The 24,665-nt window shown below is 75.9% G+C and carries 19 protein-coding genes; 14 read left to right on the forward strand and 5 right to left on the reverse strand.

Going from position 1 to position 24,665, the window contains the following annotated elements; genetic code table 11:
• The first annotated feature begins 33 nt into the window (after nucleotides 1-33).
• The 4 genes from secD to AC2TDM_RS08320 all read left to right on the forward strand — a co-directional run bounded on the left by secD (nucleotide 34) and on the right by AC2TDM_RS08320 (nucleotide 6,387).
• Nucleotides 34-2,229: a protein translocase subunit SecD gene (gene secD / locus AC2TDM_RS08305; protein ID WP_484636340.1), complete on the forward strand. Its 2,196-nt coding sequence runs from the start codon at nucleotides 34-36 to the stop codon at nucleotides 2,227-2,229.
• Entirely contained in the window at nucleotides 2,229-3,395 is a 1,167-nt protein-coding gene (secF, locus tag AC2TDM_RS08310) for a protein translocase subunit SecF (RefSeq protein WP_090030868.1), read from the forward strand. The genes secD and secF overlap by 1 nt, the downstream gene beginning before the upstream one ends.
• Nucleotides 3,392-3,925 carry an adenine phosphoribosyltransferase gene (locus AC2TDM_RS08315; protein WP_484636341.1) on the forward strand — a complete coding sequence of 178 codons (534 nt, stop codon included), beginning with the start codon at nucleotides 3,392-3,394 and terminating at the stop codon, nucleotides 3,923-3,925. Before secF ends, AC2TDM_RS08315 begins: the two co-directional genes overlap by 4 nt.
• A gap of 107 nt (nucleotides 3,926-4,032) precedes the next feature.
• Nucleotides 4,033-6,387 carry a RelA/SpoT family protein gene (locus tag AC2TDM_RS08320; protein WP_484636342.1) on the forward strand — a complete coding sequence of 785 codons (2,355 nt, stop codon included), beginning with the start codon at nucleotides 4,033-4,035 and terminating at the stop codon, nucleotides 6,385-6,387.
• Between the two features lie 14 nt (nucleotides 6,388-6,401).
• On the opposite strand, the gene AC2TDM_RS08325 is transcribed toward AC2TDM_RS08320, so the two are convergent.
• The 3 genes from AC2TDM_RS08325 to AC2TDM_RS08335 form a co-directional block, all read right to left on the reverse strand.
• Nucleotides 6,402-7,040 (reverse strand): type IV toxin-antitoxin system AbiEi family antitoxin, encoded by a 639-nt coding sequence (locus AC2TDM_RS08325; RefSeq protein WP_139224281.1) that lies wholly within the window; start codon nucleotides 7,038-7,040, stop codon nucleotides 6,402-6,404.
• A 91-nt stretch (nucleotides 7,041-7,131) separates the two neighbouring features.
• The gene (locus AC2TDM_RS08330; RefSeq protein WP_484636343.1) at nucleotides 7,132-9,039 is read right to left on the reverse strand and encodes a DUF349 domain-containing protein; all 1,908 of its coding nucleotides are present in this window, start codon (nucleotides 9,037-9,039) and stop codon (nucleotides 7,132-7,134) included.
• Nucleotides 9,036-9,812 carry a peptidylprolyl isomerase gene (locus AC2TDM_RS08335; RefSeq protein WP_090030873.1) on the reverse strand — a complete coding sequence of 259 codons (777 nt, stop codon included), beginning with the start codon at nucleotides 9,810-9,812 and terminating at the stop codon, nucleotides 9,036-9,038. The genes AC2TDM_RS08330 and AC2TDM_RS08335 overlap by 4 nt, the downstream gene beginning before the upstream one ends.
• 121 nt (nucleotides 9,813-9,933) lie before the next feature.
• On the opposite strand from AC2TDM_RS08335, the gene AC2TDM_RS08340 reads away from it, so the two are divergent.
• Both AC2TDM_RS08340 and hisS read left to right on the forward strand, forming a co-directional pair.
• Nucleotides 9,934-10,779, forward strand: a complete 846-nt coding sequence (locus AC2TDM_RS08340; RefSeq protein ID WP_484636344.1) for an MBL fold metallo-hydrolase — start codon at nucleotides 9,934-9,936, stop codon at nucleotides 10,777-10,779.
• 87 nt (nucleotides 10,780-10,866) lie between these two features.
• On the forward strand, nucleotides 10,867-12,249 hold the full coding sequence (hisS, locus tag AC2TDM_RS08345; RefSeq protein ID WP_484636345.1) for a histidine--tRNA ligase: 1,383 nt from the start codon (nucleotides 10,867-10,869) through the stop codon (nucleotides 12,247-12,249).
• Here the strand turns inward: hisS and AC2TDM_RS08350 are convergent.
• Nucleotides 12,242-12,811, reverse strand: a complete 570-nt coding sequence (locus AC2TDM_RS08350) for a TspO/MBR family protein (protein ID WP_484636346.1) — start codon at nucleotides 12,809-12,811, stop codon at nucleotides 12,242-12,244. The two genes, hisS and AC2TDM_RS08350, sit on opposite strands and share 8 nt — an antisense overlap.
• Nucleotides 12,812-12,866: 55 nt before the next feature.
• Between AC2TDM_RS08350 and AC2TDM_RS08355 the strand changes: the two genes are divergently transcribed.
• The 3 genes from AC2TDM_RS08355 to AC2TDM_RS08365 all read left to right on the forward strand — a co-directional run bounded on the left by AC2TDM_RS08355 (nucleotide 12,867) and on the right by AC2TDM_RS08365 (nucleotide 16,211).
• Nucleotides 12,867-13,490 (forward strand): hypothetical protein, encoded by a 624-nt coding sequence (locus AC2TDM_RS08355; protein WP_484636347.1) that lies wholly within the window; start codon nucleotides 12,867-12,869, stop codon nucleotides 13,488-13,490.
• Nucleotides 13,491-13,587: 97 nt separating this feature from the next.
• On the forward strand, nucleotides 13,588-15,429 hold the full coding sequence (gene aspS / locus AC2TDM_RS08360) for an aspartate--tRNA ligase (RefSeq protein WP_090030876.1): 1,842 nt from the start codon (nucleotides 13,588-13,590) through the stop codon (nucleotides 15,427-15,429).
• Nucleotides 15,426-16,211, forward strand: coding sequence for a GNAT family N-acetyltransferase (locus AC2TDM_RS08365; protein ID WP_484636348.1), 786 nt, complete (start codon nucleotides 15,426-15,428; stop codon nucleotides 16,209-16,211). Before aspS ends, AC2TDM_RS08365 begins: the two co-directional genes overlap by 4 nt.
• A gap of 28 nt (nucleotides 16,212-16,239) precedes the next feature.
• Here AC2TDM_RS08365 and AC2TDM_RS08370 read toward each other — a convergent pair whose 3' ends face one another.
• Complete coding sequence (locus AC2TDM_RS08370; protein WP_484636349.1) at nucleotides 16,240-18,483, reverse strand: MMPL family transporter; 2,244 nt, start codon at nucleotides 18,481-18,483, stop codon at nucleotides 16,240-16,242.
• An 88-nt stretch (nucleotides 18,484-18,571) separates the two neighbouring features.
• Between AC2TDM_RS08370 and AC2TDM_RS08375 the strand changes: the two genes are divergently transcribed.
• From AC2TDM_RS08375 to alaS, 5 genes are all read left to right on the forward strand, one after another.
• Nucleotides 18,572-19,999, forward strand: coding sequence for a replication-associated recombination protein A (locus AC2TDM_RS08375; protein WP_484636350.1), 1,428 nt, complete (start codon nucleotides 18,572-18,574; stop codon nucleotides 19,997-19,999).
• Nucleotides 20,000-20,205: 206 nt separating this feature from the next.
• On the forward strand, nucleotides 20,206-20,832 hold the full coding sequence (gene rpsD, locus AC2TDM_RS08380) for a 30S ribosomal protein S4 (RefSeq protein ID WP_090030879.1): 627 nt from the start codon (nucleotides 20,206-20,208) through the stop codon (nucleotides 20,830-20,832).
• A gap of 143 nt (nucleotides 20,833-20,975) precedes the next feature.
• Nucleotides 20,976-21,416 carry a DUF948 domain-containing protein gene (locus tag AC2TDM_RS08385; RefSeq protein WP_484636351.1) on the forward strand — a complete coding sequence of 147 codons (441 nt, stop codon included), beginning with the start codon at nucleotides 20,976-20,978 and terminating at the stop codon, nucleotides 21,414-21,416.
• The gene (locus AC2TDM_RS08390) at nucleotides 21,413-21,772 is read left to right on the forward strand and encodes a hypothetical protein (RefSeq protein WP_484636352.1); all 360 of its coding nucleotides are present in this window, start codon (nucleotides 21,413-21,415) and stop codon (nucleotides 21,770-21,772) included. Before AC2TDM_RS08385 ends, AC2TDM_RS08390 begins: the two co-directional genes overlap by 4 nt.
• 111 nt (nucleotides 21,773-21,883) lie before the next feature.
• Entirely contained in the window at nucleotides 21,884-24,598 is a 2,715-nt protein-coding gene (gene alaS, locus AC2TDM_RS08395) for an alanine--tRNA ligase (protein ID WP_484636353.1), read from the forward strand.
• Nucleotides 24,599-24,665 lie beyond the last annotated feature (67 nt).

The raw sequence follows: 24,665 nt of genomic DNA on the forward strand, positions 1-24,665 counted from the left end.
CCTCGTGCGGCGGCGCACGAGAGAAGAACTCCGTTGGCCCCTCCCCGTCGTCGGCGCCGCCCGGCCCGCACCCTCGTCACCCTCGCGGTGCTGGTCGTGGCCCTGCTCGGCACCGTCCTGGCCGGTTCCCGCTGGTCGGACGCCACGCTCACGCCGCAGCTCGCGCTCGATCTCGAGGGCGGTACGCAGATCATCCTGCAGCCGGTCACCACCGACGGATCGGAGGTGACCTCGGAGGACATCCAGCAGGCCATCGGCGTCATCCGGCAGCGCGTCGACGCGTCCGGCGTGGCGGAGGCGGAGATCACCAGCCAGGGCAGCAACAACATCGTCGTGGCCCTCCCGGGGCGTCCCGACGACGCGACGCTCGACCTGGTGAAGACCTCCGCGCAGATGCAGTTCCGGCCGGTCCTCACCTACGGCGCCCCGACGCCGGTGACGGCGACGGAGACCCCTGCGGCGACGCCGACGCCCGGGTCGTCCGTGGACGCCGGCGACGGCACGGCCGAGGGGACCGACCCGGCGGCGACCGAGGGTGCCGCGACCGAGGGTGCCGCGCCGGAGGGTGCCGCGACGGAGGGTGCCGCGACGGAAGGTGCGGGCGCGCCCGTCGTCGAGACGACGCAGGCCGCCGAGGGCACGACGCTGTCCTCCGAGGCCGTCGCCACGGCGACCGAGCCCGCGCCGGACCCGGCGGCGACCGACCCCGCGACCGACCCCGCGACCGACCCTGCCGCTTCCGACCCCGCGGTCGACCCGTCGGCGGCGGCCACCCCGCCCGCGACGGACGCCGGCCCGACCTCGCCCAGCGACGCCGCCTTCTACCTGACCCCCGAGGTCCAGGCCGCCTACGAGGCGCTCGACTGCACGCTGCCTGAGAACCTCACGGGCGGCGTCAACGGCGCCGCCGACGCCGCGGTCGTCACCTGTGCCCAGGACGGCACGGTGAAGTACGTGCTCGGCCCCGTCGAGGTCGAGGGCACGGAGATCGACTCCGCCAGCTCGGGCCTGCGCACGACCAGCACCGGCGCGACGACGAACGAGTGGGTCGTCACCCTCGACTTCACGGGTCAGGGGACGCGGGAGTTCGCGGCGACGACGGAGCGCCTCGTCTCGCTGACCCCGCCGCAGAACCAGTTCGCCATCGTGCTCGACGGCCTCGTCGTGCAGGCGCCCTCGATCAACGAGCCCATCCCCAACGGGCAGGCCGAGATCTCCGGCGGTTTCACCCGCGAGAGCGCGGCGACGCTGGCCAACCAGCTCAACTTCGGCGCCCTGCCGCTGACCTTCGAGGTGCAGAGCCAGGAGCAGATCTCGGCCACGCTCGGTTCCGAGCAGCTGCAGCGCGGCCTGCTCGCCGGTCTCATCGGCCTCGTGCTCGTCGTCGTGTACTCCCTCGTGCAGTACCGGGCGCTGGGCCTGCTGACGGTCGGGTCCCTCGTCGTCGCCGCGGTCCTCACCTACGGGGTCATCACCCTGCTGTCGTGGACGCAGGGCTACCGCCTGTCGCTCCCGGGCGTCGCCGGTCTCATCGTGGCGATCGGCATCACGGCCGACTCCTTCATCGTCTACTTCGAGCGCATCCGCGACGAGCTGCGCGAGGGCCGCACCCTCGAGGCCGCCGTGGACCGCGCGTGGGACCGCGCCAAGCGCACGATCCTCGCCTCCGACGCGGTGAACTTCCTCGCCGCCGTCGTGCTCTACCTGCTCGCGGTGGGCGGCGTCCGCGGCTTCGCCTTCACGCTCGGCCTCACGACGCTCATCGACCTGCTCGTCGTGTTCGTCTTCACGCACCCGGCGCTCGTGCTCATGAGCCGGCTGCGCTTCTTCTCCTCGGGGCACCCGCTGTCGGGGCTGGACCCGCGGCGCCTCGGAGCCCCCGGGCCGCGCTACGCGGGCCGCGGGCGGGTGGTCCGCCCCGCCGTCGGCGTGCCGGACGACGCCTCCTCCCTGGGCGACGAGCGCGCCCCCGTCGCGGCGGGCGCCCGCCGCGGCGGCGCCACCGCGGTGAGCGCGGAGGGCCTGACGATCGCGCAGCGTCGCGCCGCGCAGCGGGCCGCGCAGCAGGCGGCGACCGACGACGACGGCCCGTCGACGAGCACGTCGACGACGAGCACGGCAGCGTCCAGCACCTCGGCGCCGGGCACCTCGACGGGGACGGCGGCGCAGGACGCGGCGACGCAGGACACGGGCCTGACCGGCCGCGACGAGCAGGGGAGCACCCGCTGATGGCCATCGACCTCGCCCGGTGGGGCAACGACCTGTACGCGGGCCGGCGCTCCTACGACATCGTCGGGCGGCGCAGGTACTTCTTCGGCGCGAGCCTGCTGCTGTCGGTCGTGTCGGCCGTGCTGCTCGTGGCCCCCGGCCTCAACCCCGGCATCGAGTTCCGCGGCGGCTCGGAGTTCGTGGTCACCGGGCCCGCCTCGCTGGAGCAGCAGACGGCGATCGACGCGGTGCAGGGGATCTCCCCCGAGGAGTCCCCGCGGGTGACGACGATCGGCGGCGACTCCCTCCGGGTGCAGACCGCCCGCCTGTCGGACACCGAGGTCGCGGAGGTGCGCGACGCCCTGGCGGAGGCCTACGACGTCACGGCGGACGACGTCACCAGCTCCTTCATCGGTCCGACCTGGGGCCAGGACGTGTCCCAGCGCGCGATCATCGGCATCGTCGTGTTCCTCGCGCTCGTGTCGCTGGTCATGACGGCGTACTTCCGCAACTGGCGGATGGCGGTCGCGGCGCTCGTCGCGCTGTTCCACGACCTGCTCATCACCGTCGGGATCTACGCGGCGGTCGGCTGGGAGGTCACGCCGGCCACGGTCATCGGGTTCCTCACGATCCTCGGGTACTCCATCTACGACACCGTCGTCGTCTTCGACAAGGTGCGCGAGAACACCGCGGACACGCTCGACCAGTCCCGGTACACCTACGGGGAGAAGGCGAACCTCGCGGTGAACCAGACCCTCGTGCGCTCCATCAACACGTCGGTGGTCGCGCTGCTGCCGGTGGCGGCGATCCTCTTCGTCGGCGCGTTCATCCTCGGCGCCGGGACGCTCCGCGACATCGCGCTCGCGCTCTTCGTCGGCATGCTCGTCGGCACGTACTCGTCGATCTTCCTCGCCACGCCGCTGGAGGTGGCTCTGCGGGAACGGGAGCCGCAGCAGCAGCGTCAGCGCGAGCGCGTGCTGGCGGCGCGTGCCGCCGCGTCGGGTGCACGCCCCGAGGGTGCGACGGTCCCGACCACGTCCGCGGACCCGTCCGCGTCCGCGACCGACGGGTCCGACGCGCTGCCCGTGGGTCGCAGCGCGCGTCCGGTGGCGCCGACCGTGGGGGCCCTGCGTCCCGGTCAGCACCGGGGGACCACGGCCCAGCCTCGCCGCAAGGGCCGCCGGTGACGGCGGAACCGGCTCTCGTCGCCCGCGTCGAGGCGCTCGTCCGCCTCGTCCCGGACTTCCCGCAGCCGGGGGTGCTGTTCCGCGACATCACGCCGCTGCTGGCCGACGCCGCGACCTTCGCCGACGTCGTGGCCGCGATGGCGGCGGCGGCCGGCGAGGTCGACCTCGTCGCCGGCATGGAGGCGCGCGGCTTCCTGCTCGCCGCACCGCTCGCGACGGCCCTCGGCGCGGGGCTCGTCCCGGTGCGCAAGGCCGGCAAGCTGCCGGGGCCCTCGCTCGCCGAGACCTACGACCTCGAGTACGGGACGGCGACCCTGGAGGTGCACCCCGACACGGTGCCCGCCGGCGCCCGGGTCCTCGTGGTCGACGACGTCCTCGCCACCGGGGGGACGGCCGCGGCGACCGTCCGGCTGCTCGAGCGCGCCGGTGCCGACGTCGTGGGTCTCAGCGTGCTCGTCGAGCTGACGGCCCTGGGCGGACGCGCCCGGCTGGGCGGGCACCGGGTGGACGCCCTGCTGACGCCCGCCTGACCGGGCGGTCGTAGACTCACGCGGACGGGCGGCGCCGCGCCGGCCCGGGCGCCGACGGCGTGGACCCCGCGCGGCACGAGCGGTCGCGGACGAGGGGAGGGACGCCGGTGGTCGAGGACCTGCGCACGACCGGGACGGTCGCGGGCGCCGCGGCGGGGTCGTCGTCGGGCTCGTCGTCCGGGGCGGCGGGCGGCGACGGTGCCGGCGTACCCTCGCGCGTCCGGTCCCGCCTCGGCCGCCTGACCGCCCGCGGCGCGACGTACCCCGCGCTCGAGCCGGTCCTGCAGGCCGTGCGCACCAACCACCCGAAGGCGGACCTGTCCGTCGTCGAGCGTGCCTACGTCGTCGCCGAGCGGGCGCACCGCGGCCAGCTGCGCAAGAGCGGCGATCCCTACATCACGCACCCCGTCGCCGTGGCGACGATCCTGGCCGAGCTCGGGATGACGCCCTCGACCCTGGCCGCCGCCCTCCTGCACGACACGGTCGAGGACACGGAGTACTCGCTCGACCAGCTCCGCCGGGAGTTCGGCCCCGAGGTCGCCATGCTCGTCGACGGGGTGACCAAGCTCGACAAGGTCACCTACGGCGACGCGGCGCAGGCCGAGACCGTGCGCAAGATGGTCGTCGCGATGTCGCGCGACATCCGCGTGCTCGTCATCAAGCTCGCCGACCGCCTGCACAACGCCCGCACGTGGAAGTTCGTCGCCTCGTCCTCGGCGGAGCGCAAGGCGCGCGAGACGCTCGAGATCTACGCGCCCCTCGCGCACCGCCTCGGGATGAACACCATCAAGTGGGAGCTCGAGGACCTGTCCTTCGCCACGCTCTACCCCAAGGTGTACGACGAGATCGTGCACCTCGTCGCCGAGCGGGCGCCCGCGCGCGAGGAGTACCTCGGGACCGTCCGCGAGCAGGTGTCCGCGGACCTGCGCGCCGCGAAGATCCGGGCGACGGTCACGGGCCGGCCCAAGCACTACTACTCGATCTACCAGAAGATGATCGTCCGGGGGCGCGACTTCACGGACATCTACGACCTCGTCGGCGTGCGCGTCCTGGTGGACACGCTGCGCGACTGCTACGCGGCGCTCGGTGCGCTGCACGCACGGTGGAACCCGGTCCCCGGCCGGTTCAAGGACTACATCGCGATGCCCAAGTTCAACCTGTACCAGTCGTTGCACACGACCGTCATCGGGCCCGAGGGCAAGCCCGTCGAGATCCAGATCCGCACGCACGACATGCACCGCCGCGCGGAGTACGGCGTGGCCGCGCACTGGAAGTACAAGGAGAACGCCAAGAGCGGCCAGGACGAGCCGGCCGGCAACGACATGACGTGGCTGCGTCAGCTCGTCGACTGGCAGAAGGAGACGGCCGACCCCACGGAGTTCCTCGACTCCCTGCGGTTCGAGATCGCCGGCTCCGAGGTCTACGTCTTCACGCCCAAGGGCGACGTCATGGCGCTGCCCTCGGGGTCGACCCCCGTGGACTTCGCCTACGCGGTGCACACCCAGGTGGGCCACCGGACGATGGGCGCCCGCGTCAACGGTCGCCTCGTGCCGCTGGACTCGGCGCTGGAGAACGGCGACGTCGTCGAGGTCTTCACGTCCAAGTCCGAGACGGCCGGCCCGTCCCGTGACTGGCTGGGCTTCGTCAAGAGCCCCCGGGCGCGCAACAAGATCCGTCAGTGGTTCTCCAAGGAGCGCCGCGAGGAGGCCATCGAGCTCGGCAAGGACGGCATCGCCAAGGCGATGCGCAAGCAGAACCTGCCGATCCAGCGGCTCCTGTCGCACGAGTCGCTCGTCGCGCTCGCCGCCGAGATGCGCTACCCCGACGTGGCGGCCCTCTACGCCGCCATCGGCGAGGGCCAGGTCTCCGCGGTCAGCGTCGTGCAGCGCCTCGTGCACTCCCTCGGCGGGGAGACGGCGAACGAGGAGGACCTCGCCGAGGCGACGCGGCCCGGGACGCAGACGCGGCGGGTGCGCACCGGCGACCCGGGGGTCGTCGTCAAGGGCGTCGGGGACGTCTGGGTCAAGCTGGCCAAGTGCTGCACGCCCGTCCCGGGCGACGACATCGTCGGGTTCGTCACGCGCGGCGCCGGCGTCAGCGTGCACCGGTCGGACTGCGTGAACGTGAACGCGCTGCGGTCCGAGCCGGAGCGGCTGGTGGACGTGGCGTGGAGCCAGCACGGGTCGGGGGTGTTCCTCGTCCAGATCCAGGTCGAGGCCCTGGACCGTGCGCGCCTGCTGTCCGACGTCACCCGCGTCCTGTCGGACCACCACGTCAACATCCTGTCGGCGTCGGTCTCGACGTCGCGCGAGCGGCTGGCGCTGTCCCGCTTCGTCTTCGAGATGGCCGAGCCCTCCCACCTGGCCTCCGTGCTCGCCGCGGTCCGCAAGGTCGAGGGCGTCTTCGACGTCTACCGCATCACGGGGTCCCGCGCCGCCGAGGAGCCCGCCATCCGCGCCTGACGACCGGTCGCGGGTCACCGGTCGGCACCGTCCGCCAGGTGGGCGGCGAGGACGGCGCGCGCCTGGCGGACGCCGCGGCCGCCGGGCCGGTCGCCGAGCCGCGCGAGGACCGCGCCGAGGTCGACGCCCGCGCGGGCGAGCGCGCTGAGCAGCCGGTGCACCGCCGGTGCGGTGCACGTGCGCGCCACGTCGAGCGCCGTGCGGGCCGGGGTCGTCACGGGCACGCCGGCCACCGTCACGACGTCCTCGGGCCGCAGCTCCGCCTCGTGCCCGACCACCCCCGCCCGCGCCCGCGGCCGCGCGGTGCCGGTCGGCACGAGCACCTCGAGCGGCACCGCCGCCGGACCGCCGGCGTGCACCCATGCCGCAGATGCGCGCCCCACCACGCCGCGCGGCGGCACGAGGTGCGCCACGGCCCGGGCCCGCACCACCGGCAGGTGCGCCACGGCGGGCGCCGCCGTCACCTCGTCCCGGACGACGACGAGGGCCCCGGAGCGCACGAGCGTGGCGAGCGCCGCCCGTCCGCCCACGTGCTCGGGGCCCACGAGCCCCGGCAGGCCGCGCCGCGCGTCCGCCCACGACAGGGCGCCGTCGCGACGAGCGCAGGACGCGGGGGCGGCGGGACCGGTCGGGCGGCCGGGCGAGGAGGGCACGACGGCAGCCTGCCGTCCCACCGGGCCGACGACGGCGACGGCCCCCGTGCCTGTGGACACGGGGGCCGTCGCAGTGGCCGGGGACGGGTCGTCAGCCCCGGGCGTCCCGGGCCGCGCGCTCGACCTGCTCGAGCCAGGACCGGCGCGCGTCCAGTGCCGCCTGCGCCTCGCGGACCTTGCGCGCGTCGCCCTTGGCCTGCGCCGCCGCGAGCTCGTCCTCGAGGCCGGCGATGGCGGCCTCGAGCTGCGCCGCCGCCCCCTCCGCGCGGGCGCGCGTCTCGGGGTTCGTCCGGCGCCACTGCGACTGCTCCGCCTCGCGCACCGCCGTCTCGACGGCCCGCAGCCGCCCCTCGACGCGCTGGAGGTCGCCGCGGGGCACCTTGCCGGCCGCCTCCCAGCGCTCCTGGACCGACCGCAGCGCCGACTTCGCGGCGTTGAGGTCGCGCACCGGGACGAGCGCCTCGGCCTCGACGAGCAGCGCCTCCTTGACCTGCAGGTTGCCGCGGAACTCCTCGTCGGTCTGCGCGTTCTGCGCGTCCCGGGCGGCGAAGAACGCGTCCTGGGCGGCGCGGAAGCGGGCCCACAGCGCGTCGTCGTCGGAGCGGCTGGCGCGGCCGGCCGCCTTCCAGCGGGTCATGAGGTCGCGGTACGCGGCGGCCGTGGCGCCCCAGTCCGTGCTCGAGCTCAGGCGCTCGGCCTCGGAGACCAGGCCCTCCTTCGCCGTCTTCGCCGACGTGTTGCGCTGCTCGAGCTCGGCGAAGAAGTGGCGCCGCTCGCGGTCGAACGCCGTGCGGGCGTGGGAGAACCGCTTCCAGAGCTGCTCCTCCGTCGCGCGGTCCAGCCGGGCGCCCCCGCGCTGGCTCTCCTTCCAGCGGTCGAGGAGCTGGCGCAGCTGCTCGCCAGCCGGACGCCACTGCATGCGCGAGGGGTCGGTGGCGGCGATCTTCTCGGCCGCCTCGACGATGGCCGTGCGGGCCTCCAGCGCCGCGGCGCGGGCGGCGGCGCGCTCGGCCTCGACGGTGGCGCGCCGCGCGGAGGCCAGCTCACGCAGCGGGGCGAGCCGGGCCCGCAGGGCGTCGAGGTGACCCACGGCCGACGGCTCGGCGAGGTCCTCGGTGATGCCCGCGAGCTGGGCGTCGATCTCCTTGACCGGCAGGTCCGTGCCCGCGATCCGCGCCTCGACGAGGGTCAGCTTGGCGACGAGGTCCAGGTAGCGGCGGACGTAGAGCGCGAGCGCGTCCTCGGCCGACCCCTCGAACTGCCCCACGGCCCGCTCGCCCTCGCCCTCGCGGACGTACACGGTGCCGTCGGCGTCGACGCGGCCGAACGCGGCCGCCTCGATCGCCAGCTGCGGGTCAACCGGCGGAGCGACCGGCGCGGCCGCCGCGGCGGGCGCCGGGCGCGGGGCCCCCGGACGCGGCGGACGGGGCCGCACGCCGCCGGGCGTCGGCCGCGGGCCGGGCGCGGGGCGCCGTGGGGCCGGTGCGGGGGCACCGGCGGCGGGCGCCTCCGACGTCCCCTCGTCGACGGTCCCGGCGGCCTCGGGCTCGGCGGCGTCGAGCGCGGTCCCCGCGTCGAGCGCCGTCCCGCCGTCGGTCGCGGTCTCGCCCTCGGTCGCGGTCTCGGTCCCGGCGTCGGGCGCGGTCCCGCCCGCAGGAGCGGTCTCGACCTCGGTGGCGGCTGCCGCCTCCGCCGCGGACCCCGCGTCGGGCGCCGGCGCGTCCTCGGCGGCGTCGAGGGTCGCGCTGCCCTCGTCCGTCCCCGTGCTGGCCGGTGCCGTCACCGCGTCCTCGGACCCCGTGGTGGTGCCGGCCTCGACGACGTCGGGCGCCACGCTGTCCGTGACGTCCTCGACGACCTCCTCGGTGGCGTCCCCGGTGGCGTCCCCGGTGACGTCCACGGTCGCGTCGACCGTCACGTCGCTCGAGGCCGCCTCCGGGGCCGTGCCGTCCGCCGCGTCGTCGCGGCCCGTGGGTACGGGGGCAGGGGTCTCGGTCACTGGGTCTCCACCTTCTGGATGATGACGTCGGACACCGGGGACTCGGTCCCCTCCGTGGTGCCCGCGTCGGCGATGGCCTGCACGACGTCCAGACCGGACGTGATGCGGCCGAACACGGTGTAACCACCCGCCGCGTCGGACGGGATCTGCGAGTCCTCGTACACGAGGAAGAACTGGCTGCCCATGGACGCGGCGTCGCCACCGACGCGGGCCATGGCGATGGTGCCGGCCGGGTAGACGTCATCGGCGGGGGCGTTCTCGATCGGGCCCCACGAGTAGCCCGGGCCGCCCGAGCCGGTGGCGGTGGGGTCCCCGCACTGCAGGACGTGGATGCCCGACGTCACGAGGCGGTGGCACCGCGTCCCGTCGAAGAAGCCCTGCTGCGCGAGCGTGACGAAGTTGGCGACGGCCTGGGGCGCCTCGGCCCCGTACAGCTCGACGTCGACGGTGCCCTGCGTCAGCGCGATCGAGCCCGTCCAGGTGCGGTTCTCGGCGAGCGCCGGGTCGGGGACGGCGGCGGACGACGTGGCGCCGGGGTCGGCCGGCGCGCTGGCGGCGGGGTCGGTCGGGACGGTGCCCGGGTCCGCGGTCGTCGCGTCCTCGCGGTTGAGCACGAGGACGGTGGCGACCAGCGCGGCGAGCACGAGGACGCCGACGCCCCCGAGGGCGATGCCCTGCTGCAGCCGCCGACGGCGGGCCTGGGCCGCCGACCGGCGGCGCTGCCACTCCTCGTACCGGCGGCGCTCGTACGCCCGCTCACGCTCCCTGGACACGCACCCTCTCCTCGCGTCGGCGTGCGTCAGCGTCCCGGGGGCCCGGGCCACCCGCACGGGCGAACCGGCGACAGTCTAGGCAGAGGGCGGGGGCCGCACCCCTCCGGGTAGCGTGCGGTGCGTGCCGGGTCTGCGCCTCCTCGAGCTCGTCGCCCCCGTGCTCGGCGCCCGCTGCGTGCTGCTCGTCGCCGAGGACGGGAGCTGCGTCGCGGTGGACGTCGGCGCGGGCGTCGCGGACCGGGTGGCGCGGGTCGTCGCGGACCGGGGCTGGACGCCGCAGGCGGTGCTGGCCACCCACGGGCACGTGGACCACACCTGGGGCGCGGGTGAGCTGTCCCGCACCTGGGACGTGCCCGTCGTCCTGCACGCCGCCGACGCCTACCGGCTCGACGACCCCTTCGGCACCCTGGGCGTCCTCGGGCACGCGGCGCACGCCGGCGACGGCCCGCTCGCCGGCGCCCTGCGCGCCGCGGGCGTCGACCCCGCCGACTACCGCCGCCCGGAGCGCGTGGAGACGTTCGGAACGGCCGGCGGCGTGAGGTCGCCGGTCACCGCGCCCGCCACCGCGCCGGACCTCGCGCTCGCCACCGCGCCGGACCTCGCGCTCGCCTTCGGCGGCGTGCACCTCGTCGCCCGCCACGCGCCGGGTCACACGCAGGGGTCGACGCTCCTGCTGCTCGACGCGCTCGTCGGGCGGGGCGACCGGGTGAACGACGGGGTCGGGGGCGACAGGAGCCCGACGACCGTCCCTGTCGCGCTCACCGGCGACGTCCTCTTCGCGGGGTCCGTGGGCCGCACGGACCTGCCGGGCGGCGACGGGGCGACGATGGCACGCACGCTGCGCGAGGTCGTCGCGACGCTCGACCCGGCGACGCTCGTCGTGCCCGGGCACGGCCCGACGAGCACGGTGGCGGCCGAGCTCGCGACCAACCCCTACCTGGCGCCCTCCCCGGCGCCCCCGCGCTGAGCCCCGGCCGCAGGTCGGCTGCGGACGACGGGTCGCCGGGCCGACGCCGGTCACGGGCGTCGCGGCGCGTCTGCCACGATGTCCGCCATGGCCCGCCCCACCCCTCTGTCCGGCTTCCCCGAGTGGCTCCCGCAGGACCGCGTCGTCGAGCAGCACGTCCTCGCCACCCTGCGCCGGACCTTCGAGCTGCACGGGTTCGCGGGCATCGAGACCCGCGCGGTCGAGCCGCTGGAGCAGCTCCTGCGCAAGGGGGAGACCTCGAAGGAGGTCTACGTGCTGGGCCGGCTGCAGGAGACCGACGCCGACGCCGCCGCGTCGCGGGAGGGCCGCCTCGGCCTGCACTTCGACCTCACCGTCCCCTTCGCGCGGTACGTGCTGGAGAACGCCGGGAAGCTCGCCTTCCCGTTCCGCCGGTACCAGGTGCAGAAGGTGTGGCGCGGGGAGCGTCCCCAGGACGGCCGCTTCCGGGAGTTCGTCCAGGCGGACATCGACGTCGTCGGCGCCGGGTCACTGCCGTACCACTACGAGGTGGAGCTGCCGCTGGTCATCGCGGCGGCGTTCGCGGCGCTCGCCGAGGTCGGCGTGCCGCCCGTGCGCATCCTCGTCAACAACCGCAAGGTCGCCGAGGGCTTCTACCGAGGGCTGGGCCTGGACGACGTCGAGGCCGTCCTGCGCAGCATCGACAAGCTGGACAAGATCGGCCCCGACGCGGTGGCCGCGCTGCTCGTCGCGGAGGCGGGGGCCGACGAGGTGCAGGCGCGCGCGTGCCTGGAGCTCGCGGCGGTGCACGGCTCCGACGCGGGCGTGGTCGACGAGGTGCGCGCGCTGGCGGCCCGGCACGGCGTCGTCTCGGAGCTGCTCGACGAGGGCCTCGCAGAGCTGGGCGCGCTCGTCACCGCCGCGGCCCGGCGCGCACCCGGCGTCGTGGTGGCGGACCTCAAGATCGCGCGCGGGCTCGACTACTACACCGGGTCGGTCTACGAGACGGTGCTCGTCGGCCACGAGGCGCTGGGGTCCGTGTGCTCGGGCGGCCGCTACGACACCCTCGCCTCCGACGGGGCGACGACCTATCCCGGCGTCGGGCTGTCGGTCGGCGTCTCGCGGCTGGTGAGCCGACTGCTGTCGGCCGGGCTGGTGCGCGCGACGCGCGGGGTGCCGACGGCCGTGCTCGTCGCGGTGGCGGAGGAGGAGCAGCGGGAGCGCTCCGAGACCGTGGCGGGCGCGCTGCGCGCCCGCGGCATCCCGGTCGAGGTGGCCCCGAGCGCCGCGAAGTTCGGCAAGCAGATCCGGCACGCCGACCGGAGGGGCATCCCCTTCGTCTGGTTCCCGGGCACCGGGGGCGCCGCCGACGAGGTCAAGGACATCCGCTCGGGGGAGCAGGTCCCCGCGGACGCCGCCGTGTGGTCGCCGCCGGCGGAGGACCTGCACCCGCGCGTGGTGCCGGCCGGTCCGGCGCCTGACGTCAGTTGAGGACGGCGATGCCCGCGTTGAGGGTCGTGGCGTAGGCGACCCACGCCAGGTACGGCACGAGCAGCCAGGCGGCCGGCGTGCTGTGCCGACGGAACGCGGCGATGGTCGCGGCGATGAGCACGGTCAGCGCCACGATGATCGCCAGCGCGACCCACGGCAAGCGGCCGTTGAAGAACACGGGCGTCCACGCGGCGTTGAGGGCGAGCTGCGCGCCGTAGAGCGTCCACGCGCCCTTCGCGTCCGCGAAGCCCGACCGCCGCCACACGAGCCACGCCGCCACGGCCATCGAGACGTACAGGAAGGACCACACCGGCCCGAAGACCTCGTTCGGCGGGTTCCAGGCCACCTTCTGGGCGTCGGCGTACCAGCCGTCGACGGCACCCTGCGTCGAGGCGCCGCCGAGGCCCCCGACGAGGAGGTTGAGGGCGATCAGGCCGCCGAGCACGCCCCACGACCCCGGGCCGGACCGCGCCTCGCCCGAGCGCCCTCTCGCAGGACGGGCGGCGCGGGCACGGGCGGCGAGGGGGACGGCGCGGGCTGGACCGTCGGCGGTGGTGTGCATGCACCGACCGTGGCCCGGGGCGTGCCCGTCGGCAACCGGGGCTAGCCTCGCGCGGGTGGACGCATCCGAGGGTCGCCGGCGGTTCGCCGGGCACATCGCCGGGATGGGCAGCACGTCGGGCGTGCGCGTCGTCGTCGGCCGCTGGCTGCGCACGCCGCTGGGGTCCTTCGCCGACGCGATGGTCGAGGACGCCGCCGGGCGGCGGACCCTCGTCGTGCCGCGGGACGACGTGCGCGAGGTCGTCGCGGGCGTCTACGGGTTCGACGAGGTCGTCCGCACGCCCGTGCGCGTCCGGACGGACCCGGTCCGCCGCACGTGGACCCTCGACGCCGGACCCCTGCAGCTCGCGCTGACCGTGGGGGAGAGGACCGCGCTGGGCACGCTGCTGCGCCTCGTCCCGCCGGCCGTCGCGGCCTCGACGGCGTTCGCGACGGCGGTCGACCCCGTCGCCCGGCGTGTGCTGCCCGGGGTGCGGACGCGCGGCGTGTCCGGCGGGCGCACCGAGTGGTACGGCGCCCTCGACCAGCACGCCCTCGTCGCGCTCGACGGGTCCTGGGAGGGCGTCCCTCTCGGGCGGCTCGCGGACGTCGACCCGCCCGTGCGGTTCGGCTTCTCGTCCACGCCGCGCCGGCCGAGCGTCACGCGCGTCGTCACGACGATCGGCCCGCCGCACCGCTGACCGGCGCGCCCGGGCCGCACCGCCACGCCGATACGATCGACGCCGACGCGTCCCTGCGAGGACGTGCCAGCCCCCCGCACCGACCGAAGGACCTCCCGTGCTGCGCACCCACACCGCCGGCTCCCTGCGCGCCGAGCACATCGGCACCACCGTGACCCTCACCGGGTGGGTGGACCGCCGGCGCGACCACGGGGGCGTGGCCTTCGTCGACCTGCGGGACGCCTCCGGCATCGCGCAGGTCGTGATCCGCGACGAGGCCGTCGCCCACGGGCTGCGCGCGGAGTACGTCCTGCAGGTCACGGGCGAGGTCGGCCGCCGCCCCGCGGGCAACGAGAACCCGCACCTGGCCACGGGCGAGGTCGAGGTGACGGCGACCGAGGTCGTCGTGCTCAACGAGTCGGCCTCGCTCCCGTTCCAGGTGTCGACCGCGCTCGACGAGCCCGTCGGCGAGGAGGCGCGCCTGCGCCACCGCTACCTCGACCTGCGCCGGCCCGCCCCGGCGCGCGCCCTGCGCCTGCGCGCGAAGGCCAACGCCGCCGCCCGCGCGGTGCTGGACGCGCAGGACTTCGTCGAGGTCGAGACGCCGACCCTCACCCGGTCCACGCCGGAGGGCGCCCGCGACTTCGTCGTGCCCGCCCGCCTCGCGCCGGGCTCCTGGTACGCCCTGCCGCAGTCGCCGCAGCTGTTCAAGCAGCTGCTCATGGTGGCCGGCATGGAGCGCTACTACCAGATCGCGCGCTGCTACCGCGACGAGGACTTCCGCGCCGACCGCCAGCCCGAGTTCACGCAGCTCGACGTGGAGATGAGCTTCGTCGACCAGGACGACGTCATCGCGCTCGGCGAGCAGGTGCTCGTCGCGCTGTGGAAGCTCATCGACGTCGAGATCCCGACGCCCATCGCCCGCATGACCTACGCCGACGCGATGGCGCGGTACGGCAGCGACAAGCCCGACCTGCGCTTCGGCCTCGAGCTGACGGACCTCACGTCCTACTTCGCGGGCACGCCCTTCCGCGTCTTCCAGGCGCCCTACGTCGGCGCGGTGGTGCAGCCCGGCGGCGCCGCGACCCCGCGCCGCGGCTTCGACGCGTGGCAGGAGTGGGCCAAGCAGCGCGGGGCCAAGGGCCTGGCGTACGTGACGATCGCCGAGGACGGCACGCTGGCCGGTCCCGTCGCCAAGAACATCACCGAGGAGGAGCGGGCCGGGCTCGCGGCCGCCGTCGGCGCCTCGCCCGGGGACGCGGTGTTCTTCGCCGCCGGGTCGGCGTCCTCGGCCCGGGCGCTGCTCGGCGCCGCGCGCCTCGAGATCGGGCGGCGCGGCGGGCTGCTCGACGAGAGCGCGTGGTCCTTCGTGTGGGTCGTCGACGCGCCGCTGTTCAAGCCCACGGGCGAGGACGACGACGTCGCGGTCGGCGCCGGTGCGTGGACCGCGGTCCACCACGCCTTCACCTCCCCGACCCCGGAGTGGGTCGACCGCTTCGAGGAGTCGCCGGGCGAGGCCCTGGCGTACGCCTACGACATCGTCTGCAACGGCAACGAGATCGGCGGCGGGTCCATCCGTATCCACCGCCGAGACGTCCAGACCCGCGTCTTCGAGGTCATGGGCATCGGCCCGGAGGAGGCGCAGGAGAAGTTCGGCTTCCTGCTCGACGCGTTCGCCTTCGGCGCCCCGCCGCACGGCGGCATCGCCTTCGGCTGGGACCGCATCGTCGCGCTGCTGGCGGGCTCGGAGTCGATCCGCGACGTCATCGCCTTCCCCAAGTCCGGCGGCGGCTACGACCCGCTGACCGGCGCGCCGGCGCCCATCACGGCCCAGCAGCGCAAGGAGGCGGGGGTCGACGCGCGTCCGCCGGCGCCGGGCGGCGGCCGGGCGGGCAGCACGGACGGCAGCACGGACGACAGCACCGACGGCGGGGCGGCGGGCGGCGCCCCGGCGGCGTGAGCGTGCGGTCCGGGACGGGGCCGGACCTGCTCGACGAGGTGCCGGCCGCCTGGCGGGCCGACCCGATGCTCGTGCAGCGCCGCCAGGAGTGGCTCGGCAGCCGGGTGACGGGTGACGACGCCGCGGTGGTGGTGACGTCGCCGGCGCCGCACCGCGTGACGGCGCTGGGCGACCCGGCGGCGGTGGCGGTGCTGGCGCCCGCGGCCCTGGCGGACCTCGCGCCGGGCTCGGTCGCCGTGCTGACGGTCCCGCGCGGGACGGAGCTGCCGGCGGCCGCGCTCGAGCGGGCGGGCGTGGGCCCGTCGTCGACCTGGGACTGGATGCTCACCGACGGTCCGGCGCCCGCACCGCCCGCGCACGTCGCCGTCCGTCCCCTCGACCCGGCCGCCGACGCCGACGCCGTCCGCGCGTGCCTGCAGGAGGCGAACCCGCGCAGCACGGCCGACCCGCTGGCGCCCGGCACGGCCGGCTGGTGGGGCGTCGAGGGGCCCGAGGGCACGCTCGACGCCGTGGTCGGCGCCGAGCGCCGCCCCGGGCCCGGGGCCCGCGAGACGTGGCACCTGCATGGGCTCGGCGTGCGGCCGCACCGGCGCCGGGGCGGCCTGGGCAGCGCGCTCACGGCGGCCGCCACGCGCGACGCCCTCGCCGCGGGCGCCGCGTTCGTCTCGCTGGGCCTGTACGCCGACAACGACGCCGCCCGGCGCGTCTACGAGCGGCTCGGCTTCCGCACGCACGCGCGCTTCGCGAGCCTGCGGCCGGTGCCCGCTCCGGGCTGCGCCTGACGGGCCTCTCGTCGCCCGTCCACCGCCATCAGTCCCGCAGCCCCAGCCGGGCGTGCAGGCGCTGCAGCGGGCGCGGCGCCCACCAGTTCCACCGGTCGAGCAGCGTCATCGTGGCCGGCACCAGCAGCAGCCGCACCACCGTGGCGTCGACGAGCACGGCGACGGCCAGGGCGAAGCCCACCTGCTTGATGACGACGAGCTGCCCCGCGACGAACCCCGCGAAGACGACGACGATGATGGCGGCGGCCGACGTGATGATCCGCCCGGAGCGCTGCAGGCCGCGCCGGACGGCCTCGTCGGTGGGCACGCCCTCGTCGTGCAGCTCCGCGACGCGCGAGAGCAGGAAGACCTCGTAGTCCATCGCCAGCCCGAAGGCGAACGCGATGACCAGCGCCAGCACGTAGGTCTCGACGCCGCCCGTCGGGGTGAAGCCGAGCAGGTCGGCCCCGTGCCCCTCGCCGAAGACCCAGACGAGGACGCCGAGCGACGCCGCGATCGACAGCGCGTTGGTCAGCAGCGCCTTGACCGGGATGACGACGGACCCGGTCATGAGGAACAGCAGCACGAGCGTGGCCAGCGCGACGACGAGCGCGGCCGCCCCCGCCCGCTCGGCCAGCGCCGCCGTGAAGTCCACCTGCGCCGCGGCCTGCCCGAGCGTCCACGTCTCGAAGGGCGCCTCGACGGCGCGCACCTCGCGCACCACCTCGACGGCAGCCGGCCCGCCCGGGTCCGCCGCCTCCGGCCGCACGCCGACGAGCACGAGCGAGCCCGAGGGGACGGGCGGGTCGACGGAGGCGACCCCGGGCAGGTCGGCCAGCCCCTCGGCCCACGGCTGCGCCTCCTCCAGCGTGGCCCGGGCGACGACGGTCACGGCGGGGGAGCTCGACCCCGGGTACTCCTCCGCCAGCGTCTCGACGAAGGTGCGCTGCGTGCTCGACGCGGGCAGCAGCTCGGTGCCGGAGATGCGCAGCTGCAGGCCGAGCACGGGCAGGGCGAGCACGACGAGCAGCGCGAGCGACCCCAGCAGGACGAGCAGGGGCCGGCGCTGCACCCGCCGGGCCAGCGCGGAGAAGCCGCCCTCGTCGCGCTGCACGTCCGAGGCGCGCGCGAGCACGGCACGCAGCACCGGCACGCGCGTGAGCGGCCCGGGCCGCGCCAGCCGCCGCCCCGACAGCGCGAGCAGCGCCGGGACCAGCGTGAGCGCCGTGGCCACGGCGACGACCACCACGGCGACGCCCGCGACGCCGATGGCGCGCAGGATCGTCGGACGGAACAGCAGCAGGCCGCTGATCGCGATCGCGACGGTCAGCGCCGAGAACGCGACCGTGCGACCCGCCGTGGCCATCGTCCGCTCGACCGCCGCGGCGACGAGCGCGTCGTGCCGCCGCCGGCGTCCCGCGCCCGCGGACGCGCCGTCGAGCCGCCGGTGCAGCTCCTCGCGGTACCGCGACACGACGAGCAGCCCGTAGTCGATGGACAGCCCGAGGCCCATGACGGTCACGACGTTGACGACGGAGGCGTCGACGTCGAGCACGTAGGAGAAGGCGAGCAGCGTCCCGAGCCCGCCCGCGATGGCCGCCAGCGCGCCCGCCATGGGCATCGCCGCGGCCAGGAACCCCCCGAAGACGAGGACCATGACGACGAGCGCGACCGGCAGCGCGACGGCCTCGCCCGTGCGCAGGTCCTCCTCGACCTGGTCCGTGATGTCCTCCACCACGAGGCTCGGCCCGCCCACGAGGCCCGTCGCCCCCGGGGCGGCGTCCCCGAGCTGCGCAGGCACCGCCGCGAGCCGGTCGGCGACCGTGTCGAGGGCCGCCTCGCGCCGGTCGTCGGTCAGGCCGGGCTCGAGCTCGACGACGACGAGGAACCCGTCGCCCGCCTGCGACAGCAGGGGTGCGGCCGCCGGGTCCGCCGCCCCGCCGGGCAGCACGAACGGGTCGATGACGCCCGCGACGCCGGGCACCGCCACGAGGCCCTCGCGCACGGGCGCGAGCGCGGCCGCCAGGCCCGGGGCGGCGGGGTCGACGTCCTGCACGACGAGCGTGAGGGAGGCGGCGTCCGGGGACGACGCCGCGAGGACCTCCTCACCCGCCGTGCTCTCGCTGCCCGGCACGCCGGGCGAACCCGTGGAGAGCCGGTCGAAGAGCGTCTCGCCGTGGACGCCGCCGACGGCGAGGGCCGCGGCCAGCGCGGTCAGCACCACCCAGACGACGACCGTCGTGCGCGGGTGGTGGGCGACGGCGCGGCCGAGGCGGGCGAACACGGCGGTCATGCTGCCACGGGGCTGCGCGGCGGGCGCCGGGACGTCGGCGCCGGCTGTCCCGGCGGGGATGTCGGCGGCCCTGCGTAGGCTCGCCCGCGTGGACCTCTTCGACGCGCTGGCGACGAGCGCCGTGGGCGTGCCCGCGCCCTCGGCGGCCGCGCCCCTCGCGGTCCGCATGCGTCCCCGCACGCTCGACGAGGTGGCCGGCCAGGACCACCTGCTCGTCCCCGGCTCGCCGTTGCGCCGGCTCGTGGAGCCCGCGGCGCCGGGCCGGGCGCAGCCCTCGTCGGTGGTGCTGTGGGGTCCGCCGGGCACGGGCAAGACGACGCTGGCCTACCTCGTCGCCGCGACGTCGGGCCGTCGCTTCGTCGAGCTGTCGGCCGTCACCGCGGGCGTCAAGGACGTGCGCGGCGTGGTCGAGGACGCCCGGCGCCGCCTGACCGCGGACGGGTCCGAGACCGTGCTGTTCGTCGACGAGGTGCACCGCTTCACCAAGAGCCAGCAGGACGCGCTGCTGCCCAGCGTCGAGAACCGGTGGGTGACCCTCGTGGCCGCCACGACGGAGAACCCGTCGTTCTCCGTCAACGCCCCGCTGCTGTCGCGGTCGCTGCTGCTGACCCTGCGCCCCCTCGACGACGAGCAGGTCCGTCGGCTCGTGCGCCGGGCCGTGGCCGACGAGCGCGGGCTGGGCGGGGCCGTGGCGCTCACGGACGAGGCGGAGGCCCAGCTGCTGCGCATGGCGGGCGGCGACGCGCGCAAGGCCCTCACGGTGCTGGAGGCCGCCGCCGGCGCGGTCCTGGCCGACGCGCCGGCGCCGGTGACGGAGGCCGACGACGGCCGGGGCGCCGACCGGACCGGCGACGCGCCGCGGCCGGTCGAGGTGGACCTGGCCGCGGTGGAGCGCGCCGTGGACGTGGCCGCCGTGCGCTACGACCGCGACGGCGACCAGCACTACGACGTCATCAGCGCCTTCATCAAGTCGATGCGCGGCTCGGACGTCGACGCCGCGCTGCACTACCTGGCGCGCATGGTCGCCGCGGGGGAGGACCCCCGGTTCATCGCCCGGCGCATCGTCATCGCGGCCTCGGAGGAGGTGGCCATGGCCGACCCGAGCGCCCTGCAGACGGCTGTCGCCGCCGCCCAGGCGGTCCAGCTCATCGGCATGCCGGAGGGGGCCATCGTGCTGGCCCAGGCCGTCGTCCACGTCGCGACCGCGCCCAAGTCGAACGCCTCCTACCAGGGGCTGAACCGCGCGCTGGCGGACGTGCGCGCGGGACGGATCGGACCCGTGCCGCCGCGCCTGCGCGACGCCCACTACGCCGGGGCCCGCGCGCTGGGCCACGGGCAGGGCTACGTCTACGCCCACGACGAGCCGCACGCCGTCGCCCGGCAGACCTACCTGCCCGAGGTGCTCGACGGCGCGCGGTACTACGAGCCGAGCGACCGGGGGTACGAGCGGCAGGTGTCCGACCGCCTCGCGCGCATCCGGCAGATCCTGGCGGGGGGCACCCCGGGCACCGTGTAGTCCCAGGCACCGTGTAGTCTTGACCGGTTCGTGCGGCGGGTCCTGCCCGCCCACGGCCCCTGGGGTCTCAGCCCGCGCACGGTCCCACCTCCCGCCCTCCGTTCCACGTCGGACGGGGACGGGTGTGCGCGCACGGTCGGCCCCACGCCCGCGTCCCTCGGACGGCCGCGGGTGTGACGTCCCACGACAGGAAGAGCAGCACACCCATGAGCAGCGTCACCCGCTCGCGCCGCCAGGTCCGCCTGAGCCGCGCCCTCGGCCTGGCCCTCACGCCGAAGGCCGTCAAGCACTTCGAGAAGCGCCCCTACCCGCCCGGGGAGCACGGCCGCGCGCGTCGTCGCACCGAGTCCGACTACGCCGTCCGGCTGCGCGAGAAGCAGCGCCTGCGCGCGCAGTACGCGCTGCGCGAGAAGCAGCTCGCCCGTGCGTACGAGGCCGCCCGCAAGGCCCCGGGCCTGACCGGTGAGGCGCTCGTCGAGGACCTCGAGACGCGCCTGGACGCCCTGGTGCTGCGCGCCGGCTTCGCCCGCACGATCCTCCAGGCCCGCCAGGTCGTCGTGCACCGCCACGTGCTCGTCGACGGCAAGATCGTCGACCGCCCGTCCTTCCGCGTGACGGAGGGCCAGACCCTCCAGATCAAGCCGAAGAGCCAGACGACGACGCCGTTCCAGGTCGCCGCCGCCGGCGCGCACCGCGACGTGCTGCCGACGCTCCCCGGCTACCTCGACGTCCAGCTCGAGAAGCTCACCGCCACGCTGGTGCGCCGCCCGAAGCGCGCCGAGGTCCCCGTGACCTGCGAGGTCCAGCTCGTCGTCGAGTACTACGCCCGCTGACGCGAGCCGTCCCGGCACCTCCGACGCCCCGTCCGCGCGCTGCGCGGGCGGGGCGTCGTCGTGCGTCCGCCGCCCGGCCGCCGGGTAGGGTCGGTCCGTCGCAGCCTGAGCACCACCACCAGCACCACCAGGAGGAGCACGTCATGTCGGTCGGGGACATCGCAGGCCTGCTGGCGGCGATCGCGTTCGTCGTGCTCGTCGCCATGCTCGGCATGGTCCTCACGAAGGTCGGCCGCGTCGTCGACGGGCTGCGCGACTCCCTGCGCGAGATGACCGACCACGCCCTGCCCGTCATCGACGAGGCCGCGGGCGTCATCGCGTCGACCAACGCCCAGCTCGGCAAGGTCGACACCGTCACGACGTCGGCGGCCCAGGTCTCGGAGAACGTCTCGGCGCTCACCGCGCTCGTCGCGGCGACGGTCGGCACGCCGCTCATCAAGGTCGCCTCCTTCTCGTACGCCGCACGGCGCGCGCTGGCCACGCTGCTCGAGCGCGCAGGTGGCCCTGCCGTCGGTGGGCCCGCCGCCGCGCCGCGACCGGCCGCCGGTGGTGCCACCGCGGCCACTGCGGGGACGCGGTCGTGATCCGCGGCCTGCTGTGGGCCGGGGCCGGCGCCGTGGCGACCGTCGTGGTCGCGCGCCGCACCCGCGCTGCCGTCGACGCCCACGTCCCGCCGGCCGCGCGCGACGTGCTGCGCGACGTCAGCCGCTGGTCCGCGGCCCTCGAGCTGGCTCGCGAGGACTTCGCGGTCGCCCTCGCCGAGCGCGAGGAGGAGCTCAAGGCCCGGCTCCTCGGCGACACGCACGTCGACGCCCTGCGCCGGCAGCGCCGCGACCGGCAGGCCGTCGGCGCCGGGGCGCCCGGGCGGCGCGGTCGCGCCGGCTGGTCCGACGCCCCGACCGACGACCCCGACGACGACGACCGGTACCCCTTCTTCTGACCGTCCCGCGTCGACCGGCCACCGCCACGACGACGCCGCGACGACGCCCCGCCGTCACGCCGACGGCTGATGACGCCCCGCCACGCCCGACCCCTGACGACGAGGACCCCCATGCGCACCGCCGACGTCCGCCAGCGCTGGCTCGACTACTTCGCGAGCAAGGAGCACGCCGTCGTGCCCTCCGTGCCGCTCATCTCGCCCGACCCGTCGATCCTCTTCACGATCGCCGGCATGGTGCCGTTCATCCCCTACATCCTCGGCACCCAGCAGGCACCCTGGCCGCGGGCCGCGAGCGTGCAGAAGTGCATCCGCACGAACGACATCGAGAACGTCGGCCGCACGACCCGGCACGGCACGTTCTTCCAGATGAACGGCAACTTCTCCTTCGGCGACTACTTCAAGCAGGGCGCTGTCGAGCTCGCGTGGGAGCTCATCACGACGCCGGTCGAGCGCGGCGGCTACGGTCTCGACGGCGACCGCATCTGGGTGACGACGTGGGACCAGGACGCCGAGGCGTGGGACGCCCTCGCGAGCGTCGGGGTCGACCCGAAGCACGTCGTGCGGCTACCGCGCGAGCAGATCTTCTGGGACACCGGCCAGCCCGGCCCCGCCGGCCCCTGCGCGGAGTTCCACTACGACCGCGGCCCCGAGTACGGGCCCGAGGCGGTGGGCGGCACCGTCGACCCGGGCGGCGACCGCTACCTCGAGTTCTGGAACCTCGTCTTCGACCAGTACGTCCGCGGCGAGGGGACCGGCAAGGACTACCCGCTCCTGGGGGAGCTCGACCAGAAGGCGATCGACACCGGCGCCGGGCTCGAGCGGCTGGCGTTCCTGCTGCAGGGCAAGCAGAACATCTACGAGATCGACGAGGTCTTCCCCGTCATCGAGCGGGTGCAGGAGATCACGGGCCGTCGCTACGGCGCCGACGAGGAGCAGGACGTGCGCATGCGCGTCGTGGCTGACCACGTGCGCTCGAGCCTCATGCTCGTCGGCGACGGCGTGCGCCCGTCGAACGAGGGCCGCGGGTACGTGCTGCGCCGCCTGCTGCGCCGCACGGTCCGCTCCATGCGCCTCCTCGGCGTCGACGAGGCGGTGCTGCCCTCGCTGCTGCCCGTCAGCCGGGACGCGATGAGCCCGTCCTACCCCGAGGTGGCGACGGACTTCGACCGGATCTCCGGCGTCGTCTACGGGGAGGAGGACGCCTTCCTGCGCACGCTGACCTCCGGCACGACGATCCTCGAGGGCGCCGTGCGGAAGGCTCAGGAGGCGCCGGCGGCGACCGGTCCGCTGCTGTCGGGCGAGCAGGCCTTCGCGCTGCACGACACGTACGGCTTCCCGATCGACCTCACGCTGGAGATGGCCTCCGAGCACGGCGTCGCGGTCGACGAGACCGCGTTCCGCACGCTCATGGCGGAGCAGCGGTCCCGGGCGCGCGCGGACGCGCTCGCGAAGAAGACCGGCCACGCGGACACCTCCGCCTACCGCGACCTGCACGGCGAGCTGTCCGCGGCGGCGGGGGCGGACGGCGCGCCCGTGCGCTTCGTCGGGTACACCGACGCGACCGCGAGCTCCACGGTCGTGGGCCTGCTCGTCGACGGCGTCCCGGCGCCGACCGCGACGGCCCCCGCCGACGTGGAGGTCGTGCTCGACGTGACGCCGTTCTACGCGGAGTCCGGCGGCCAGCTCGCCGACCAGGGCACCATCGCGCTCGAGGGTGGCGCCCTCGTCGAGGTCGACGACGTGCAGGCGCCGATCAAGGGCCTGTCCGTGCACCGCGGGCGGCTGGTCGACGGCACGCTGACGCTCGGCGAGCGCGGTGTGGCCCAGATCGACACGGCCCGCCGCGGCGCGATCGCGCGCGCGCACACGGCCACGCACATGGTCCACAAGGCGCTGCGCGAGGCGCTGGGCGACCAGGCGACGCAGGCGGGGTCCGAGAACGCGCCCAGCCGCGTCCGCTTCGACTTCCGCTCGGGCGCAGCCGTGCCGGCCGGGGCGCTGGCGGAGATCGAGGAGCGGGTCAACAGCCGGCTCCAGGACGACCTCGAGGTCACCGACGCCGTCATGCCGATCGACGAGGCGCGCGCGCTCGGCGCGATGGCGCTCTTCGGCGAGAAGTACGGCAACCGGGTCCGCGTCGTGTCCGTGGGCGGGGACTGGTCGCGCGAGCTCTGCGCGGGCACGCACGTCGGCCGCTCGGGCGAGATCGGGCTGGTGACGCTGCTCGGCGAGTCCTCGATCGGGTCGGGCGTGCGTCGCGTCGACGCGCTCGTCGGGGCGGGTGCCTACGGCTACCAGGCGAAGGAGCGGGCGCTCGTCGGGCAGCTCTCGGGCCTGCTCGGCGCGCGGCCGGACGACCTGGCCGACCGGGTCTCGTCCCTCGTCACGCGGCTGAAGGACGCGGAGAAGGAGCTCGCGGCGCTGCGCCAGGCGCAGGTGCTGGCCCAGGCCGGCGCCCTGGCGGCGGGGGCGGTCGAGGTCGGGGGCCTGCGCGTCGTCACGCACGACGCGGGCGAGGTCTCCGGTGCCGACGACCTGCGCACCCTCGCGCTCGACGTGCGCTCGCGCCTCGGCGAGGCGGCGGGGACGGTCGTGGCCGTGGGCGGCGCCGCGAAGGGCCGGCCCGTGGTCGTCGTGGCGACGAACGCGGCCGCCCGGGCGGCCGGCGTGCGTGCCGGCGCGCTGGTGAAGGTCGCATCAGGCGTGCTCGGCGGCGGCGGTGGCGGCAAGGACGACGTGGCGCAGGGCGGTGGCCAGGACACCTCGGCGCTGCCCGGCGCGCTGGTCGCCGTCGTCGACGCCGTGTCGGCGGGAGCCCGCTCCTGACGCCGACGCCCGCCGGGCCGGGGGAGGGCCTGCCCCGCGCCGCCCGGCTGGCCGTCGACGTCGGCAC

The sequence above is a fragment of the Cellulomonas sp. plas2 genome, from assembly GCF_057221735.1.

Excerpts from the sequence above, each read along its gene's own strand:
- secF (WP_090030868.1), top strand. The coding sequence starts at position 2,229 with ATGGCCATCGACCTCGCCCGGTGGGGCAACGACCTGTACGCGGGCCGG.
- hisS (WP_484636345.1), top strand. The coding sequence starts at position 10,867 with ATGGCCCGCCCCACCCCTCTGTCCGGCTTCCCCGAGTGGCTCCCGCAG.
- AC2TDM_RS08350 (WP_484636346.1), bottom strand. The coding sequence starts at position 12,811 with ATGCACACCACCGCCGACGGTCCAGCCCGCGCCGTCCCCCTCGCCGCC.
- AC2TDM_RS08370 (WP_484636349.1), bottom strand. The coding sequence starts at position 18,483 with ATGACCGCCGTGTTCGCCCGCCTCGGCCGCGCCGTCGCCCACCACCCG.
- rpsD (WP_090030879.1), top strand. The coding sequence starts at position 20,206 with ATGAGCAGCGTCACCCGCTCGCGCCGCCAGGTCCGCCTGAGCCGCGCC.
- AC2TDM_RS08385 (WP_484636351.1), top strand. The coding sequence starts at position 20,976 with ATGTCGGTCGGGGACATCGCAGGCCTGCTGGCGGCGATCGCGTTCGTC.
- alaS (WP_484636353.1), top strand. The coding sequence starts at position 21,884 with ATGCGCACCGCCGACGTCCGCCAGCGCTGGCTCGACTACTTCGCGAGC.